Origin of the sequence: Pseudoflavitalea rhizosphaerae (assembly GCF_003991355.1) — a bacterium.
GTDB lineage: Bacteria > Bacteroidota > Bacteroidia > Chitinophagales > Chitinophagaceae > Pseudobacter > Pseudobacter rhizosphaerae.
On sequence record NZ_RCSU01000004.1, the window covers coordinates 247,101 to 264,794 of the forward strand.

Below are 17,694 nucleotides of genomic sequence, written 5' to 3' on the forward strand. Positions count from 1 at the left end.
TAAAGCCCGTGCGGACAGCACGGGCTTATACATTTAGTTGCCGGTTCTAATACACCAGCTTCGATATCTTTCCATCACCCGCCAGGATCACCGTCCTGCCTGATTTTGAGCGTTTCACTACATTGTAGCTGTCTTTGGAGATAAGCGTCCAGTGCATACCGAGATCATTGGAAACATCCACGCCACTGGTGCCGCAGCAGATCAGTTGTCCGCCTGTGATGAATTCCACGCTGCTCCTGTAACCATGCGGAGGTACAGCGGGCTTGCGGAATGCTGTGGGCTGGCTGAGTTTAAAGAGTACGCAGTTGCCTTCGGAGGCTGTATCGGAAGTGTAATTGCCGCCCACTACAGCGGCCTGGTCTTTATAAACGGCGAGAGAATATGCGCCGGTGGTTTCCTTTCCTTTTACCATTGGTAATTCTACAGCATTATCAGGTGTGAGTAAGCGGGAAACCATTCCGCCTGAAACGGCTGTGAATTCATTCTTCGAATGATAGATGATATTGGTGCCGCTGGCTGCGAAGAATGCTTCGCCCTTGCTGACTTTAATAGGGGAGCCGCGGTATTTGTCCCATGAGTTCCCGCCATCTTTGGAAGTGAGCAGGTATACTTCACCGTTAATAGGATCTCCGATCACAATTCCATTTTTTGCATCGGCAAAGTCCATAGCATCCATGAATACGCCTTTGGTGGTATCGGTGAAAACGGTTTTCCATGTTTTGCCGCCGTCTGTTGTTTTGAGGATATGGCCTGGCTCTGCAATGGCGATCACGATGGCCGTATTGGCATCAAATGCTTCAATGTCGCGGAACTCACGTTTTTCAAATCCCGGTACCGTATTCCATTCCCAGGTTTTGCCGCCATCGGTGGAGCGGCCTACGGTGCCACCGCTGCCGCTGGCCCAGATCAGGTTGTCGTTAAGCACACAAAGCCCGCGCAGGCTGGATTTGATGCCTGTATTCAAAACTTCTATTTTCTGTGAATATCCTGTAAGGGAGAGCAAGCAAAATCCTAGCAGTAACCGCAATCGCATAGCATAATTGATTTGGTGATTCTAAAAGTAAGGATTATTAACCACTGAGGATAATGACTTTTACCACCCTGCCATATCATCGTGCCCAGCAAAGCTGATATGAAAAGGCCGGCCTTGAAAACATAAGCGAAGAAGTCCAATACTGTACCGCGGCTTTCTCCCATGCACAACCGCTCAAATAACAACCTCCCGCGCCGGTTTGTTTTCCAGAAGGGCGTTCATTCAGCTTTGCGAAACCAGCCTTTTATGGAAGTAAAAAAAAACGAAAAGAATGGAAAAAGAAAAAGCCTTGGCTGAGTAATCAGCTAAGGCCTTTTTTGTTTCAGTCGATCTGCAAATAATTTTCCTAAGTATTGGATCTTTCGGTCGAGTGGCTGTTTGGTAGCCGGGGTTTTAAGGATATCGACTGAGAATTTCAATGGAACTTGGACTCAAAACGGCTTTCTAAATGATATTGAACACGGATCAGGTGGTTTTTCCAGGACAATTATGTTTCCTAATTAAGACTTTACGCTTACAAAGGACCAGGTACTTGTACTGAAGGATACTGGTTTACAGTTGAATTTTCAAAAGTATTGGAAAGGAAGAATGGATTTCTGAGGGATATTCAGAAGGATATTTGGATCAGATGTAGAAACAAAATTACGAACCGTCGATTTCTTGACATAGAGCAATATTGCCCTTTTTTTGTAGTTCAGTTAATACGTTAAGAATAGTATAAAAAACATATGTATTATAGTAAATTCCGATAAAAAATAACGTAGTTCTACCAGTTTAAAATCCTTTTTTGCCTGATTGTAAGGGGGGAAGCACAAAATTGTCCAGCGCGCTTTTCTGTGCGATGGTATTTTCCACCTCCCCGATGGTCCGCGGCGCATTGCGCGATAACAGCTCATAATCCTTTTCCCTGATCAGGAGATCGTCCTCGATACGGACTGCGATGGTCCACCATTTGGGATCGCAATTGCTGTTTTTCGGAATATAGATGCCGGGTTCGATGGTGATCACCATTCCCTTTTTGATGATATCGTAATTTCCGCGATCGTGCACATCAAGTCCGATATGATGACCAAGCCCATGCGGATAATACTTACCTGCTTCGGATTTGTTCTTGGCGATGCCCAGCTTTACGAGCCCTTCGAGAATTACTCCGCGGGAAACTTTGTTGAGTTCCTGCCAGCTGGCTCCGTCCTTACATAATTTGAAGGCAGCTTCCTGTGCATCGTATACCAGTTGATAGATGAGTTTCTGTTCGGCGGTGAATTTGCCATTGGCAGGAATAGTGCGTGTTACGTCTGCAGTGTAGCCGTGATATTGGGCGCCAACGTCCATCAGCACCATACGGTTGGCCACGTGGAGATCGTTGTTTTCCTGGTAATGCAGCACACAGCCATTGTTGCCGGCGCCTACAATACTGGGGTAGCCCACTTCTTCCGCGCCGTATTTTTTGTGTACGAATTCATGCAGGCCCTGGATCTCACGTTCAGACATATCCGGTTTTACGGCTTTCATCACTTCCACCTGTCCATTGCAGGAGATCTCCACGGCTTTGCGGAGGAGTGCGATCTCTTCTTCGGTTTTGATTTCCCGCAGCTGCGCTGTGTATTTGTAATAAAGGGCTGTATTGAATTTTCCTTTTCCATTCAGGGAATCGGCATAACCGGACCTTGCGATAAACTGGTTCATGAGGGCGTAGATGCCTTCGCCGCGTGTCTGTTTGCGGTCCATGTCCTGGGGAAACCCGTAGAGAAGCACCTGGCTGAATTTATCGAAGCTGACGGGATGTTTGTTGAAATCGCTTCCATTGAACACTTGCGCAATCTTCAGTTTTTGTTTCACTCCTTCTGCGCCCAGGCGGATGCCTGTCCATTGTTCTGCGCCGGGATCACGTTTCTGTACAAAGAATAGTTCTTTATAGGTGCTGCCATCGGCTGCAGTTTGCGGTTCCTTGAAGATGAAGAGCATGGCATTGGGCTCAGTGTAGCCGGTAAAATAATACAGATCGGGATTGGGATGATAAACATAGTCCACGTCGTTGGAAAATTTCCGCATGGGGTAGGCAAATACTACGGCAACGGAATTGTCTGGCATTAGCTCCCTGAGGGCTTCTCTTCTGCCTGCATGGAATTCAGGGCTGAGGTAATCCTGGGGTAAATTGTTTTCCTGTGCGGATGCAACGGAAACCAGCAGCAGGAACATCATAACAGGGAAGCTTATACGCATACAGTGGTTTTTGGTGAGTTTTGGTGGAACAACATAAATATAAAAAAAGAAACAAAGCCCGGAGGACCGGGTGGGGCGAGTGGCAGAAGTGCATGACGAAAGGCCGTATTTTATGCAGGATTTGCGAAGTACAATTACTGAAAAATGAAACGGTTACAATATTTAAACCCTTTTAAGCGATTTTACAGCGTAACGAAAGAGCAGTGAAAAATCAATTATATCATTTGATATCAGTGTTGACGGTCGTGGCATATTTTCTGCCCATTGCGATCGTGGCGATCAGAAGACTGTGGAAGGAAACCACTTTACTTGTTTTTGCAGCCTACTGGGCCCTCAGCGGATTCATCAACATTACAGATAAGATTACGGGTATTCCGGAAAATGTATTGGTCAATATCAGCATCATTTATAATATGCTGGATATGCCGCTGGTGATCGCTATTTATTGTTTTACCACCAAATTGCGGGGGCTTCGCAATTTCACCCGTATCGTACTCCCTGTTTATTTACTGGCGCTCTGCGTGAACCCGTTTTTTCAGGGTTTGAACTATGATGGGCTGAAGTACTTGCTGGGACTGGGTTTGATGCTGGTGTTCACCATTATCATCTGGGACCTTGTATACCACTTGCGTAAGCTGGAACATTCTTCGCGTGAAAAGGCCCAGATCCTGATCGATGCAGCCCTGCTGTTCCAGTATGGCACTTATGTGATCATTTACATATTCGATTACTTTTGGGTGAAGGCCAGCAATGAAACGGATAACTTCATTATCTACTATATCTCCAGTATCGTGGCGCTCACGGTAGGTAGTTGTGCTTACCTGCTGGTGCGGAGGCAGGAGCCTGCGAAATCCCGTCACAAAAAGATCCGGTTAGACCGTAATTCCGACGAACGCAACAAGCCGCAGGAAGATTCCATTTTTACAACTTATTAGATTGGTTGATTACTGTTGAACAGCTCTTACAGGTCGATAATTGCGAATGCTTTTTCGCTGAGGTAGGGGCCGCCGGGATATTTGGCAGTGTAATCCAGGTTGATCCAGTATTGCCCGTCCTGTTCATGATAAAAAATATTCTCGATGGCCTGATCGCTGAAGAGATGGATGATGGCCTGTTGCATCCTTTCGAATGATTTTTCATCACCCACATACAATTCAGGATAGAGATGCCCTTCCGTCAAAACCATCCGGCAATGTCCGCCGATCGCTTTGAGTGCTGAGGACATGAGGATAGTATGATCATCACAGTCGCCGCCCATTCCGTTCTGAATGGTTTCCCTCGGCGTAGCGAAATATTCATCACGCTCGGAGTCAGATACATACTTGAAATGGTTGTTGATGTATTTGAAGAGAGAGAGCTGCCTGACGATAGGGCCATATTTGGTATGGTATTCATCGAAGTAATCCAGTGAATGTTCCACTGAAAAATTGCGCACTACAGAGTCCTGCGAATTCACTTTCGATTGCAGGGCTTTCACTGTTTTGGTGAGGGGCCCTTCGAAGATGGTGGGGTTCAGAACGAGGTCTATCTCCTTCTGGCTTTTGCGTCCCCAGTTCTGTTCCACCATGGTCCGGTAATCGGCCATGATGCGTTTGAAGCCATAACCATTGGTGAGCTGGTTATAGAGCAGCACCAGCACCAGCAGTGCCACGGCGGGAATGAGGAGAAAGCGGAATAGGCGCAGCACGATCCAGGTGAATACGGCAGCAAGAATAATGGATACCGTGAGGTCCAGGTTCCAGGTACCGATAATCAACGGTGGTATATACCGGTTGATCAATGGGGCAAGCGGTAAAACAGTAAGAGCACTAATGATCACCAGCAACCATTTGCGGGTTGCCTTGTACTTATCGTCCTGGTAGTTCATGCCGGGCGTCAACTTATTTAAAAAACTCAAATCGTATTCAATTTATGCAATTCAACAATCCATATACGACATGTTGCAATATAGGAACGCAATTAACCGGTAGAAATTTTTCTTACGGGTGAATGTATGCAAATTTTGGGCAATGGCCTGACTGGGCAGTAAACATCCGATTACCGGAGATCAATAAAATTTGATGCAGGTGAAAAAAGGGGCAGGCAGGGGCGAAGGAAATAAGTTTATTGGTTGGGAGAATTTGCGGCGGGACCAGAAGGTCCCGCCCATGAATTAATTATTCATCATCCTCCTCATAATAGGCGTCTTCATTATCGTTGTACACAGATTGCCATTCACGTACTTTGTCGTCGCTCAGTAATTCCAGGATGTCGAAAATGAGATCATTTTTCTTCTTCCATTCCATCACAGGACCTTCTGCATAGCGTGTTACATACAGGCAATGATCGGTGTCAACGGAAACCTTGATCAGGGTAACAGGACTTTCTTCTTTCTCCTGTACCAGGTAATAACAGCCAGTCTCTAACAGAGCATAAGAATACATACGGATCTCCTCCACTCTTTTTTAAAGGTTACAAAAAGAAGAATTAATGGTAGTAAGTCAGTTGGCTTCCCGTTAACCCGGGGGGTAGAATTTAATGAGCCTGGTAAGGCGAATCGTGGATTGGTTTTGGGATATTTCCACAGGACCGAGGTTCAGGTCAAATGTAAGACTTTATCCTTTCCCGGAATGCACCGGGAGGGTACCGCTTGTAAATTTTAGAAATTGTTAATTTTTCATCCCTGATTATCAGTTCTTTATCCTTTTAACGATGTTCAGATGTCAGCTTCAGCTATATTTGCGCCTGCTTTAATGTTAGAAACCTATGCGAATAGCCATTAATGGGATGGGCAGGATCGGGCGACTGCTTTTCCGTCGCCTCGTGAACCATCCCGATCTCGACCTGGTAGCCGTGAATGATATCATGGACCCCGCAAACCTGGAATACCTTCTTCGATACGACTCGGTGTATGGAACATTTCCGCCCGCTATGACCCTGGAAAACAACCAGTTGAAAACAGGTGGCAAGTCCATTTCCGTATTTCAGCAGTCAGACCCTACCACACTTCCCTGGAAAGAACTCGGTATCGATGTTGTGCTGGAATGTTCCGGCATGTTCACCAATAAAGCCGGCGCCGGCATTCACCTGCAGGGCGGGGCTAAAAAGGTGCTGCTGTCCACTACCGGATCAGCTGATATTCCACTTATGATCTTCGGATACAATCAGCATGCCCTCACTGCGGAGACCCCAATTGTTAGCCCGGGCGGCTGTATGACCAACTGCTCCACACATATCCTCTATATCCTCAATGCTATTGGAATTGAGTCAGTGCAACTGAATATCCTGCATTCTTACACATCACGCCAGGAACTGGTGGATGCGCCGCACAAGCAGTTCCGCAGGGGACGTGCTGCCGCGGAGAGCATCATTCCTGTGGAGATCGATCTGCAAACATCGCTGGAGAAACTGTTCCCGATGATGGCAGACAAGATCGCTGCTGTGTCTACCCGCGTACCCGTTGCCAATGGCGCAATGGCGGATTTCACTTTACAATTGAAGAATAAGGTTACGAAAGAAGAGATCAACAAGCTGTTCCGCACAGCTTCCATGAATGAGTACAAAGGCATCCTCGAATACACGGAAGATCCGCTGGTAAGCCTGGACATCAAAGGCAACACGCATTCCGTGATCGTTGATGGAACGCTCACCACCGTTGTTGGCAATCACCTGAAGCTGATCACCTGGTTCGATAACGAGTATGGTTACACGAGCCGTATGATCGACTGGCTGCTGTACATGCGTCAGCTATAAGGTAATAAGATCAGAGATGGTCCAGGTCAGAAAAGGAGATGGGCTTTGTGAGCACCTGGAACTGTATTCCCGGGATCTCCGGCGCTTTCGGCTGGTAGCCGCTCATAAGGTATAACTGTAATTGCGGATTCACTTTCAGAAAGGATTCCAGCTGCATCCACCCGATGCCGTCCGGCAGGTTATTGTCAAGGAACAGGATATCAGGATGCAGGTCCTGCATTTCCTGCACGCCTTCCTGCAGGGTATGCGTGTAATGAACAACGTAATTCTTACGGGAGAAATACACTTTCAGCAGGGAACAAAGGTCCTGCTCGTCGTCGATGATCAATATTTTCTTTCGGGCGCTCAGATAATCAACTTTTTGAACTAACGTTTGGCTCGCTTGTTTAGTTGTGTAGGGCCATCTACATTTTTGCCTTATTGCGGTGAAAGGCACTGTTTTTTTGCAGAAAATTTCGTTCCAAAAATAAAAAAATCAACCATATGGCGGCTGCAGAAGATAGAAATCAAACAGAGAAACTGGCTGATGATGTGATCGAATTAGTACAAACTTACTACAAACTCACGCTGGTAACGGCCACCAGGAAATCTTCAGGGGTTGCAGCATCCATAGTAGTGGTGTTGATAATTTCTGTATTCTTTCTGTTAGTGATTGCATTTGCAGGACTGGCCCTGGGTCATTGGCTGGGGAACCTCCTCAGCAATATGGCCACCGGTTACCTCATCACTGCAGGATTTTACCTGCTGGTTACACTTATCCTGATTGTATCAAGAAAAAAACTCTTCGCTTATGTCAGAGACATTATCGTACGTAAAATATACGAATAAGCCGGTGGTCCGGTCTTATGCGGACCTGCTGAAAGAGGAAGAAACGTTGCGTCATCAGTTGAACCTGCAACAGGAAATTGTTGCGGAGCAGTGGCAAACGGTAAAGGAGCAATTTGCTCCTGCAGCAAAGATCATTTCTTCTGTGAGAAAATTCACTTCAGGAAAGGGATTAATAGCTGCCGGCCTGAACCTTGGACTGGGATTGCTTTTCAGGAAAACCGGCGCACCGGTGATCAGGAATATGGCAACAGGTTATGTGGCGGAAAAAGCAGCAGGACTGCTTGCAGGATTATTCAAAAAGAAGAAAAAGGTACCGGCCCTGAAATAATCATAGCGGTATGGAAGCAGTGTTCATCCAGTAGCTTCGGATCTCGTAGATCACTTTTACCAATGCATCAAAGCTCACGGGCTTCACAACATAGGTATTCGCTCCCAATTCATAACAACGCCTGATCTCGTTCTCATTTTTAGTGGTGGTGAAAACAATAACAGGGATCTTCTTTAATTCAGGATGTTGTTTGATCTCCTTCAACACTTCACGTCCGTCTTTCTTCGGCATATTGAGGTCCAGAAGTATAAAACCGGGATAATTGATATCGAGGGTTTTACTATGCATGATTCCTGTAAGATATTCAATCAACTCTATCCCGTTCTCAACAAATTCAAGGGAATCCGTAAAGCCGTTTTCTTCGAATGCAGTCTGCAACAGGAACCTGTCGTCGGCATCATCTTCGGCTATGAGGATAAAGAGTTTTTGCATAAAGGGCTGATAACGTTTCTACAAATGTAATTCCCGGATATGGAATAACAATGGGTGCCGGTTATTTTTAGCCGCTGTATTCTGGCTTCAGGAAATACGGATGCATACACGGCAGAAACCCCGCAGCTTTTCCGGGGGATGGGCTTGTTGCAATCACACCCCATCAACAATTTGAGTTATGAAAAGTACAAATAGTACAAAGCTTTACCTGATGCCCAACGGTATGGTTTTTTTATTTATCCATTCAGAACAAAGCGAAAAATGGAAACGTAAATGTTAACCATTAAAATGTGAAGTATGAATAAACAACATGATCCTAAGACGCATCAAGCTCAAAAGCCCGAAGATAAGTTAGCGAACAAGCAGCATGGCAATAAGGATAATATAGAACAGAATTTCGATAAGGGTCATAACAAGAGCGGATATGCGGAAAAGGAACCAAAACAGAAACCAAATCAAAGTGGTCATCAGCCTAAAGTAACCAACGAGGAGAACGATATCACCAATACGGACCAGCAGGACCGTATAGATGAAACGGAGAACCAGGGAAACCAGCCTGGTAAGTATTCAGGTGAAAAGGACCTTTCAGACAACAAAGATCCGGAGATCGATACTCCCATCCATGATCCGGAAAAAACTGAAAAGAAAATACCGTCTATCAAGCAATAGACACCCGCAGGATAGTGGACACATCAGACAGGCATTTACGATACAATAGCAATAGGACGGTTTATATATATAAATGAAGAGCCACACATTGTGCGGAAAGAATTTGGGGCAGACGTTGATTTGGTTGAAAGCCCCGCCGGAAATGGCGGGGCTATTTTTATTTGAAGCTCCTGATAGAATAAAAAAAGAAGCCAGGAGGTATTGCACCATCCTGGCTTGCCCGCTTATAATTGTCCGTTGCCTTATGAAGTCAGTTGTTATTAATCTACACCCTTCGGTCGTCCTGCAATCAAACTAAGTAAGAATAGGACGATAAAAATGAAGAACAGTATTTTTGCAATGCCGGCAGCACCTGCTGCGATACCACCGAAGCCGAAGATAGCGGCAACGATCGCTACCACTAAGAATATGATTGTCCAGCGTAACATAGGCGTTCATTTTATTATCGATACTGTTTAAAATTTCATGCCAGCAATGCCATGGCTTCTTCGCGTATCCATACGGAAACGCTTTCTCCATTGGCTTTGAAGCTGGCATGTCCATGTTCGTCTGTCTGCACTTTGTCCTGGCGGTTACCTGTACAGTCTACGAATGTTTTATTGGCATGCGAAGGGCCCATGTTCATAGATTTGTTGCCTTCTTCTCCATTGCATAGCAGGATGGCGCAGCCGGAGAATTCTATTTCTTCCACTCCCTTCCTTACCCATCCAATGGTGTTTGGGTGATCAAAATGGTCCTCCTGTTCCCCATATGAAAGCCTGTGGCGCACCTGCATCATTTTGCTTAAAGGAAATACAGGAACATGCTCGATGCTATGTCCATTTGTTTCATATTTAGCTCCGTACAGATCGGGATAGAAAACACAGGGTACTCCTTTTTCACGCAGCATGGCAAGTGCATAGGCATGGGGCATGAACCAGTAGTCAACCCAGCTCTCCAGGGATTGATGCGGCTGGCTGTCGTGGTTGTTCACGAAAGTGAGCGCTTTGTCTGGCAATGCTTCCAGGATGGTGTTATGATAGAGGTTGCGGAGATCATATTCTTTTTTCTTCATGGAAGCTTCATACATATTGAAGTGCAGCGGCACATCATACATGAGGCAATATTGTTCCAGTTCATTGCAGTATTGAATGATGGCTTCCTTGTTATGGCTCCAGTACTCGGCGATGCAGAAGAAATCCCTGCTATATACTTCCCTGATATATGGAATGAATTCCTTGTAGAATTTCACGGTGATATGTTTAACGGCATCGAGGCGGAAACCGTCTACGCCAGTGGCTTCGATATACCATTTGATCCAGTGCTTGAGCTCGTTCCTTACAAACTCACGGTCAAAGGCTATATCTGAGCCCATGAGATAATCGAAATTCCCTTTCTCCCCGTCTATCATTTGTTCCCATCCGTTCTGTCTGTTCTGGTGTTCCAGCAGATAGATCTGGACTTCGTTATCACGGCCCAGGCTAACCGCAGTGAAGGAGTTGTGGTCCCAGATATAATCGGAATATTTTCCTTTTCTGCCGGGGAAGGTAAATTTGGTGAAGGCATCGATCCCGATGGATTCAGGATAGATCTCATTACGGTTCTCTGAATTCACACGGCGGGCCATGATATGCTCCTGTTCATCGGCTCCCTGCTTGTGGTTGAGCACCACATCGGCAATGGCCTGGATGCCGGCATCATGGAGTGCTTTGATACAATGGATGTATTGCTCTTTAGTGCCGTACTTGGTACGAACAGTTCCTTTCTGATCAAATTCACCGAGGTCGAAAAGATCGTAGACCGCATATCCCGGTTCTGCGGTACCGTTAGCAGATTTGTAAGCAGGAGGCAGCCATACATGCGTTACGCCCAGCGATGCCAGGTGGGCGGCCTGTTCACGGCAATGGTCCCAGAGGGAACCATCATCAGGGTAGTACCAGTGAAAGAACTGGAACAGCGTTGAATTTTTTTCCATGGCAAACTTTTTATTCGAACGGGTAGCGGATGGAATGCTGGTGGCGGACAGTGTCCATCGTTTCGATAAGGTTGAGGCTGAATTCAGGCGACATCTTTTCACTGCTTATCTTTCCCTGCCGGATACATTCGTACACTTCTTCCACTTCAAACTGCAGCCCGCGTCCTTCCCATTGCACCGGCTCTTCACATTTCACACCGTGATATTTTTCATATATGATGGAAGGCGGCTTTTCGTTCCAGGGATTGGTGATGGTGATCTGCCCGGTAGTGCCGCTGATGGTGGCGGTATTGGGTGTTTGCGTGATCAGTGAAGATTCCAGCATGGCGTATTTATCAGGGCCGAACTGCAGCAGCATGGCGCAATTTTCGTCGATGCCTTGTTCAGAGCGTTTGATGGAAGAATGGATATTGCTGGGCTTGCCCATCAGGAGTTGCGCCAGGAAGATGGGATAGACCCCGAGATCGAGCAGAGAACCGCCGCCGAGTGATGGTTCAAAATATCGACTGCCTTCTTCCCGCGGAGCCAGGAAACTGAGTGAGGCGTTGATATGCCTGAGTTCGCCGATTGCTTCATTCTGCAACATTTCCTGCACTATATCGATGCTGGGAAGAAAGCGTGTCCACATCGCTTCCATCAGGAATGTGTTGTGCTGTTTTGCTGTTTCGAACATTTCCGTTACCTGCCGTTTGTTGATGCCCATCGGTTTTTCGCAGAGAACAGGCAGCTTATGTTTCAGACATACCTGCGCTTCTTCGAAATGCATCGGATGCGGTGTGGCGATGTAGACTGCATTCACCTGTGAATGCGCTGCAAACTGTTCCAGGTCATCGAAGGAATCAGGTGCGCTGAATTTCCCTGCAAACTCGCGGGCAGTACTCATTTCCCGGCTGAGCACCGCGCTGATCCGGTGTTTGGCATTTCTTGCCAGGTGCAGGTCTTCTGCAAATGCCTCTGCAATATTTCCGGTGCCGATCACACCCCATAAAAATTCATCCATTCCGTTTAACTGTATTTGTATCGATTGGATATTCAACTGTTATACCCTCCTTTGCTGTGGAGAATACACCTCAGTAACTGGTACAGGAATTTTATTGTAATGGCAAAATGGATATGGCAAAACTGAAAAAGACACCGGTAAAGCCCAGGCTGAAAAAACAGCTGGACCAGATCAATATGATCATCCGGCCCGGGTACATAGGATCGGGAAGGTTGAAAGATAAAGTAGCCATCATCACCGGCGGCGATAGCGGCATCGGGCGTTCCGTGGCGGTGCTCTTTGCTCGTGAAGGCGCCGATGTGGCCATCGTGTACAAAAGCAGTGATAAAGATGCAAAGGAAACGCAGCAGCTTGTGGAATCGGAACAGCGCGAATGTTTATTGCTGAAGGGTGACCTGAGCAATGAAACTTTCGCGCGTAAAATGGTGAAAGATGTATACAGGCATTTCAAAAAGATATCGATCCTCGTGAACAATGCCGGAACACATGAAGAAGATTATGATTTTCAGAAGATCAGTACCAAACAATTCCGGCATACTTTTGATGTGAACATGTATCCTTTCTTTTATTCCTCACAGGAAGCTTTGAAGTTGATTGATAAAGATGGATGTATCATCAATACTGCATCGGTAGTAGCTTTCAGAGGCAGCGAACATTTGATAGATTATTCCGCCACCAAGGGCGCCATCGTTTCTTTCACCCGTGCGCTGGCGAAGAACCTGGCTGAATCAGGTATTCGTGTAAATGCAGTGGCGCCGGGCCCTGTGTGGACGCCGCTCATCTTTGCCAGTTTCACCAATGAGCATGTGAACAATTTCGGAAAGAATACGCCGATGGGACGCGCAGGTTATCCCTATGAACTGGCGCCGGCCTTCCTTTTCCTGGCCTGTGATGATGCCGCTTATATCACGGGACAGGTGATCCACGTTAATGGTGGCGAGATTGTGGGATAGTCCTAACGATTAGGAACAGGAAAATATAAATGGAAAACAGCGCCCTGGCCTACATATCCCGATGCGGAAATATTGCCGCCATGATTGATCATGATCCGCTTCACCATCGCGAGGCCAATGCCCTTGCTGTTGAGGAAGAGTTGTTGTGTTTCCAGTTTTTCAAAAATGCCGAAGATTTTTTCTGCAAATTCATTGCTGAATCCCATCCCATTATCTACCACGCTGACCTTATAATAAAGGGTGCCTCCAAAAACGGAAAGGAGTTTATCACTGATGGTTTTCCCCACTGTTTCTTCATGCGTAATGGTGATCACCGGCGGTACATCGCGTCGGGAGAACTTGACGGAATTATCTATCAGCTGCTCAAAGAGAAGGGCCAGCTGCATGGGAATGCCGCGCACAACAGGTAAGGTATTGGCCACCACAAGGCTGGCGTGGTTCATGGTGAGGCGGGCATCCACCTGTTCGGCCACTTTGAATAATACATAATTGAGGTCCACGTCCACGGCTGCTTCCCGGTTGGAAATGAGGTTGGAATATTTTACCATGTCTGCAGTAAGCCCATGCATATGTTCAGCTGTAGTATTGATCTTTTCCAGCAGCTTCCTGGTTTCCTCATTCAGATTACCATTTTGCCTGGTCAGTAAACGGGTAGTGAAGGTCTGTATTTTGCGCAACGGTTCCTGCAAGTGGTGGGATTGTGCATTGGTCAATTGTTCCAGCTCAATATTGGCGCGGTTCAGTGACCCTACCTGGTTTTGCAACTGCTGCTGAAAGCTGAGCCTTTTCCGGAGCTCCCTATTGATAAAGAGAAAACTGATCACAAAAACCACGGTAGCAAAAACGAAAATAGCATACAACAGTTTCGGGGTACTGGCCTGGTAACTGTCTTTCCGGATATTCCTGAACAGCAACATGCTTCTCTCTTCACTTTCTATTTTTCTCAGCACATCATAATAGTCATTCATCAGCACTTTCGATTGAAGGAGGCGAAGGTCCTGGCTACGGTTCTCTTTCAGCGCTGCTTTGTTCACGTTAGTACGCACCTGGTTGAGCCTGTCGGAAACGATGCGCTTCAGGTTATTGATATTGAGCTGTTGCTTATTGTTATCGAAGGTAAGTGCACGGAGACTGTCGATCAGCGGATTGATCCTGGGAGTTTTGGTCAGTAATGGTTCCAGTAATGCTGAATCCTGCGTGAGGAGGAAGCCGCGTTCGCTGCTGATGGCATCTTTCATATATGCATCTATGCGGCTGAGCAGATACAGTTTTTCATATGTATATTCCACCGCATTGGAATACTGTTGGGTGTTCATCAGCCGCTGGTAAAAGAGAACGGCCAGAACAGTAAGTATCGCAAACGAAAGAAGGAAAGTGATATATATGTACTGAAATCTGAACTTCATGGAAGAGATTTCTCATTTTGTGGAAATAATTCTACATAGTCAAGAACCGGGCCGGATATATAAAAATGTTTTAATTGTTGCTCAAACTCAGTAAGGATCAGCATAGTAGCGGAATTAAAAAGAAAATGCATAAAATATGGTTTTTGGTTTAAGCCTTGCATTATGAGCTGTACACTATTAATCAATTGCCATGATCTATCAACACCTTACTCAGAAACAGCAGGTACGGATACTGCCTCAACAGATCCAGTTGCTGAACCTGTTTCATCTGAATACGTTGGAGCTGGAACATCGCATACAGCAGGAACTGGAAGAGAATCCCCTGCTGGAGGAAGCGCCCGCAGATGATAACAGCCTCAGGGAAGATAGCGAAGTTATACAGGATTTTGCAGACTGGGATGAATTCGGTTATGATGATATCCCGGACTACAAGACGGAGTATGCGAATTATTTTTCAGGTGAGGCCATTCCTGACAGGCCCATCGTGCAGGTAGCAGATTTCCGCGAGCACCTGAAAGAGCAATGCAGACTGCTGTTGATGGAAGAAAAAGATTTTCAGCAGATCTGCTATCTCATAGATTCTTTGAATGAGAACGGCATGCTGGACCAGGAGCTCAGCTCACTGGCGGAAGACATGAGTTTCAAGTATGGCGAATGGATCGAAGCACCGCAACTGGAGCGGTTGCTGAAAGTGATTCAATCACTGGATCCTGCCGGGGTGGGAGCCCGCGATATCCGCGAATGCCTGCTGCTGCAACTGGAGCGTAAGCATACTAACCGTCCGGATGTAGCGGCCGCCTTCAAACTGGTGCGCGATCATTTCACGGATCTGAAGAACCGTCAGCTGGACAAGATCATGGAGAGCCTGGGGTTGGAAGAAGATGAATTGAGGATCGTGCTGGAGTTGATCGCGGCATTGCCTTTGCAACCTATCATGACAGCCACGGAAGAATCAGGTAACAGGAATTATATCGTTCCCGATTTCGTGATAACGGTAGAAGGTGATACCATCGATGTGAGCCTTTCGCGCCAGCGTTCCTCTTCGCTCCATATCAGTCACAGCTGGATGGAGAACGTGAAGAACCAGTGTGCGAAGGATGATAAGGCTGCAGGGCAATACCTCAAAAGTAAACTCCAGGCAGCAGAATGGTTCATTTCGGCTATCCAGCAGCGTGAAAGCACCATGCTCCGGGTGATGCGCACCATCGTGAAATGGCAATACGAGTATTTCAAAGAAGGTGATCCGCTGATGATGAAACCAATGATCCTGAAGAATATCGCCAAAGAAGTGGGCGTGGATATTTCAACGGTATCACGCATCACCAGCAATAAATATGCGGCTACGCCTTTCGGTAATATTCTGCTGAAAGACCTTTTCTCGGAAGGGCTGGCCAATGAGCAGGGAGAAGTAGTAAGCAACCGTATCATCCAGCATGCGCTGGAAGAAGCGATTGCAGCGGAAGACAAGAAGAGCCCTTTCACCGATCACCAACTGGTGGTGATCCTTGCAAAGAACGGTTACAAGATCGCAAGAAGGACCGTGGCCAAGTACCGTGAACTGCTGAGGATACCCACTGCGCAGATCCGCGCTGTATGGGGATGATCGGCATCATTACCTTATCAATCGAATCAACGTACATTTATACCATAAAAACCTGCCAGCTATGCCAAAAGTCTTAGTCATTGATGATGATCGTGATATATGTTTCCTGATGAATAAATTCCTGACCAAGCATGGTTATGAGACACTGGAATCCTATTCTGCCAAAAAAGCCCTGGAGCTGCTGGAAGAGGTGAAGGATATAGACATCGTGCTTTGTGATTACCGGATGGAGGGAATGGATGGGAAGACCATGCTGCTGAAGATCAAGGAAAAGTATCCGGCGATGCCCGTGATCATCATTACCGGTTACAATGATCTCAAAACCGCCGTGGATGTGATGAAACTGGGTGCCTATGATTATGTGACCAAGCCGCTTTTCCCTGAAGAGATCCTCAATACCATCCAGTCTGCCCTGCAACAGGCCGGCGCTCCGCCTGCAACCCCTGCCAGCAACGGAGTGCACCAAGATGTAAAAAAAGAAAAGAAGAAAACGAATGGCAATAACGCTGAATATATTTTCGGTAACAGTCCTGTTTTCCAGCATCTGATAGATCAGATCTCACTGGTAGGACCAACCGATTACAGTGTGATCATTTACGGGGAGAGTGGAAGTGGCAAGGAGGCCATTGCGCAGGAAATTCATAAGAAGAGCAAACGCGCCGCCTTTCCATTTGTGGCCATCGATTGCGGAGCTCTAAGCAAGGAGCTGGCAGGAAGTGAACTGTTCGGTCATGAAAAAGGTTCCTTCACCGGCGCAATCAACCAGAAGCCCGGTAGCTTTGAAATGGCCAACGGTGGCACTATCTTCCTGGATGAGATCGCCAACCTGAGCTACGATATCCAGGTGAGCCTGCTCCGCGTGATCCAGGAGCGTAAAATGAGAAGGGTGGGTGGCACAAAGGACATCCCACTGGACGTACGCATCATCATCGCCAGTAACGAAAAACTCTGGGATGCAGCGCAGAAAGGGAAGTTCAGGGAAGACCTTTTCCATCGATTCAATGAGTTCACCATCGAGCTGCCGCCACTGCGCCAGCGTAAGGATGATATTATGGTATTCGCCAGGCATTTCCTGGAAAAAGCGAATGATGGATTGCAGAAAAATGTAAAAGGATTTTCGCCTGAAGTGGAAGAAATTTTCAGGAATTATGTGTGGCACGGGAACCTTAGAGAGCTCCGCAACGTAGTTAAAAGAGCGGCACTGCTCACCGATGGTGATTTTATCGAGGTGCGCAGCCTGCCATTCGAGATCAGTAATTATAAAAAGCTGCTCTTTGAGCATAACAATGATCAGTATGCGGAAGCTGCACAGGTAGCCCCGCCCGTAGTGGTGGAGGAGCAAAGACCCGTAAGACGTGCCCCCTTCGAGAACAGCCTCAAGGAAGCCAGTATAGACCTGGAATATGAACTGATACTGAAAGCGCTGAAAGAAACCAATTTCAATAAAAGCAAAGCTGCCAAATTATTGAATATAGATAGAAAAACACTGTATAATAAGATCAAACTATATCAGGAATTAAATAATCGTTAGTG

At 46.6% G+C, this 17,694-nt stretch carries 18 protein-coding genes; 8 read left to right on the top strand and 10 right to left on the bottom strand.

What is annotated here, in order from left to right:
• Nucleotides 1-46 precede the first annotated feature (46 nt).
• Both D9Y29_RS09040 and D9Y29_RS09045 read right to left on the bottom strand, forming a co-directional pair.
• Nucleotides 47-964 (bottom strand): WD40/YVTN/BNR-like repeat-containing protein, encoded by a 918-nt coding sequence (locus D9Y29_RS09040; protein WP_241237879.1) that lies wholly within the window; start codon nucleotides 962-964, stop codon nucleotides 47-49.
• 843 nt (nucleotides 965-1,807) lie between these two features.
• Nucleotides 1,808-3,256 (bottom strand): aminopeptidase P family protein, encoded by a 1,449-nt coding sequence (locus D9Y29_RS09045; protein WP_127127222.1) that lies wholly within the window; start codon nucleotides 3,254-3,256, stop codon nucleotides 1,808-1,810.
• A 224-nt stretch (nucleotides 3,257-3,480) separates the two neighbouring features.
• Here D9Y29_RS09045 and D9Y29_RS09050 point away from each other — a divergent pair, with 224 nt between their 5' ends.
• A complete protein-coding gene (locus D9Y29_RS09050; RefSeq protein WP_127127224.1) occupies nucleotides 3,481-4,191 on the top strand; it encodes a hypothetical protein in 711 nt (236 codons plus the stop codon).
• 26 nt (nucleotides 4,192-4,217) lie between these two features.
• Here the strand turns inward: D9Y29_RS09050 and D9Y29_RS09055 are convergent, their stop codons facing one another.
• Both D9Y29_RS09055 and D9Y29_RS09060 read right to left on the bottom strand, forming a co-directional pair.
• Complete coding sequence (locus D9Y29_RS09055; RefSeq protein ID WP_241237880.1) at nucleotides 4,218-5,153, bottom strand: transglutaminase-like domain-containing protein; 936 nt, start codon at nucleotides 5,151-5,153, stop codon at nucleotides 4,218-4,220.
• Between the two features lie 259 nt (nucleotides 5,154-5,412).
• Nucleotides 5,413-5,679 (bottom strand): hypothetical protein, encoded by a 267-nt coding sequence (locus D9Y29_RS09060; RefSeq protein WP_127127226.1) that lies wholly within the window; start codon nucleotides 5,677-5,679, stop codon nucleotides 5,413-5,415.
• A gap of 322 nt (nucleotides 5,680-6,001) precedes the next feature.
• On the opposite strand from D9Y29_RS09060, the gene D9Y29_RS09065 reads away from it, so the two are divergent.
• Nucleotides 6,002-6,988, top strand: coding sequence for a type I glyceraldehyde-3-phosphate dehydrogenase (locus D9Y29_RS09065; protein ID WP_127127228.1), 987 nt, complete (start codon nucleotides 6,002-6,004; stop codon nucleotides 6,986-6,988).
• Nucleotides 6,989-6,998: 10 nt separating this feature from the next.
• Here the strand turns inward: D9Y29_RS09065 and D9Y29_RS09070 are convergent, their stop codons facing one another.
• Nucleotides 6,999-7,316: a response regulator gene (locus D9Y29_RS09070; protein WP_164735326.1), complete on the bottom strand. Its 318-nt coding sequence runs from the start codon at nucleotides 7,314-7,316 to the stop codon at nucleotides 6,999-7,001.
• A gap of 155 nt (nucleotides 7,317-7,471) precedes the next feature.
• On the opposite strand from D9Y29_RS09070, the gene D9Y29_RS09075 reads away from it, so the two are divergent.
• Together D9Y29_RS09075 and D9Y29_RS09080 are read left to right on the top strand one after the other, a co-directional pair.
• The gene (locus D9Y29_RS09075) at nucleotides 7,472-7,816 is read left to right on the top strand and encodes a hypothetical protein (RefSeq protein ID WP_127127232.1); all 345 of its coding nucleotides are present in this window, start codon (nucleotides 7,472-7,474) and stop codon (nucleotides 7,814-7,816) included.
• Nucleotides 7,779-8,144, top strand: a complete 366-nt coding sequence (locus D9Y29_RS09080; protein ID WP_127127234.1) for a hypothetical protein — start codon at nucleotides 7,779-7,781, stop codon at nucleotides 8,142-8,144. Before D9Y29_RS09075 ends, D9Y29_RS09080 begins: the two co-directional genes overlap by 38 nt.
• Here D9Y29_RS09080 and D9Y29_RS09085 read toward each other — a convergent pair whose 3' ends face one another.
• On the bottom strand, nucleotides 8,145-8,576 hold the full coding sequence (locus D9Y29_RS09085; protein WP_127127236.1) for a response regulator: 432 nt from the start codon (nucleotides 8,574-8,576) through the stop codon (nucleotides 8,145-8,147).
• Between the two features lie 297 nt (nucleotides 8,577-8,873).
• Between D9Y29_RS09085 and D9Y29_RS09090 the strand changes: the two genes are divergently transcribed.
• Nucleotides 8,874-9,245: a hypothetical protein gene (locus D9Y29_RS09090; RefSeq protein ID WP_127127238.1), complete on the top strand. Its 372-nt coding sequence runs from the start codon at nucleotides 8,874-8,876 to the stop codon at nucleotides 9,243-9,245.
• 260 nt (nucleotides 9,246-9,505) lie between these two features.
• Here the strand turns inward: D9Y29_RS09090 and D9Y29_RS09095 are convergent, their stop codons facing one another.
• From D9Y29_RS09095 to D9Y29_RS09105, 3 genes are read right to left on the bottom strand one after another with little or no spacing between them, the layout of a single operon-like run.
• Complete coding sequence (locus tag D9Y29_RS09095) at nucleotides 9,506-9,673, bottom strand: DUF1328 domain-containing protein (RefSeq protein ID WP_127127239.1); 168 nt, start codon at nucleotides 9,671-9,673, stop codon at nucleotides 9,506-9,508.
• Nucleotides 9,674-9,708: 35 nt separating this feature from the next.
• Entirely contained in the window at nucleotides 9,709-11,199 is a 1,491-nt protein-coding gene (locus D9Y29_RS09100) for an alpha-amylase (protein ID WP_127127241.1), read from the bottom strand.
• A 10-nt stretch (nucleotides 11,200-11,209) separates the two neighbouring features.
• Nucleotides 11,210-12,199, bottom strand: coding sequence for a Gfo/Idh/MocA family protein (locus tag D9Y29_RS09105; protein WP_127127243.1), 990 nt, complete (start codon nucleotides 12,197-12,199; stop codon nucleotides 11,210-11,212).
• A gap of 113 nt (nucleotides 12,200-12,312) precedes the next feature.
• Here D9Y29_RS09105 and D9Y29_RS09110 point away from each other — a divergent pair, with 113 nt between their 5' ends.
• The gene (locus tag D9Y29_RS09110; protein WP_127127245.1) at nucleotides 12,313-13,152 is read left to right on the top strand and encodes an SDR family oxidoreductase; all 840 of its coding nucleotides are present in this window, start codon (nucleotides 12,313-12,315) and stop codon (nucleotides 13,150-13,152) included.
• 2 nt (nucleotides 13,153-13,154) lie between these two features.
• Here the strand turns inward: D9Y29_RS09110 and D9Y29_RS09115 are convergent, their stop codons facing one another.
• Nucleotides 13,155-14,558 (bottom strand): sensor histidine kinase, encoded by a 1,404-nt coding sequence (locus tag D9Y29_RS09115; RefSeq protein ID WP_127127247.1) that lies wholly within the window; start codon nucleotides 14,556-14,558, stop codon nucleotides 13,155-13,157.
• Nucleotides 14,559-14,748: 190 nt separating this feature from the next.
• On the opposite strand from D9Y29_RS09115, the gene rpoN reads away from it, so the two are divergent.
• Both rpoN and D9Y29_RS09125 read left to right on the top strand, forming a co-directional pair.
• On the top strand, nucleotides 14,749-16,161 hold the full coding sequence (gene rpoN / locus D9Y29_RS09120; RefSeq protein ID WP_127127249.1) for an RNA polymerase factor sigma-54: 1,413 nt from the start codon (nucleotides 14,749-14,751) through the stop codon (nucleotides 16,159-16,161).
• 61 nt (nucleotides 16,162-16,222) lie between these two features.
• Nucleotides 16,223-17,692 (top strand): sigma-54-dependent transcriptional regulator, encoded by a 1,470-nt coding sequence (locus D9Y29_RS09125; protein WP_127127251.1) that lies wholly within the window; start codon nucleotides 16,223-16,225, stop codon nucleotides 17,690-17,692.
• The last annotated feature ends 2 nt before the right edge of the window (nucleotides 17,693-17,694 follow it).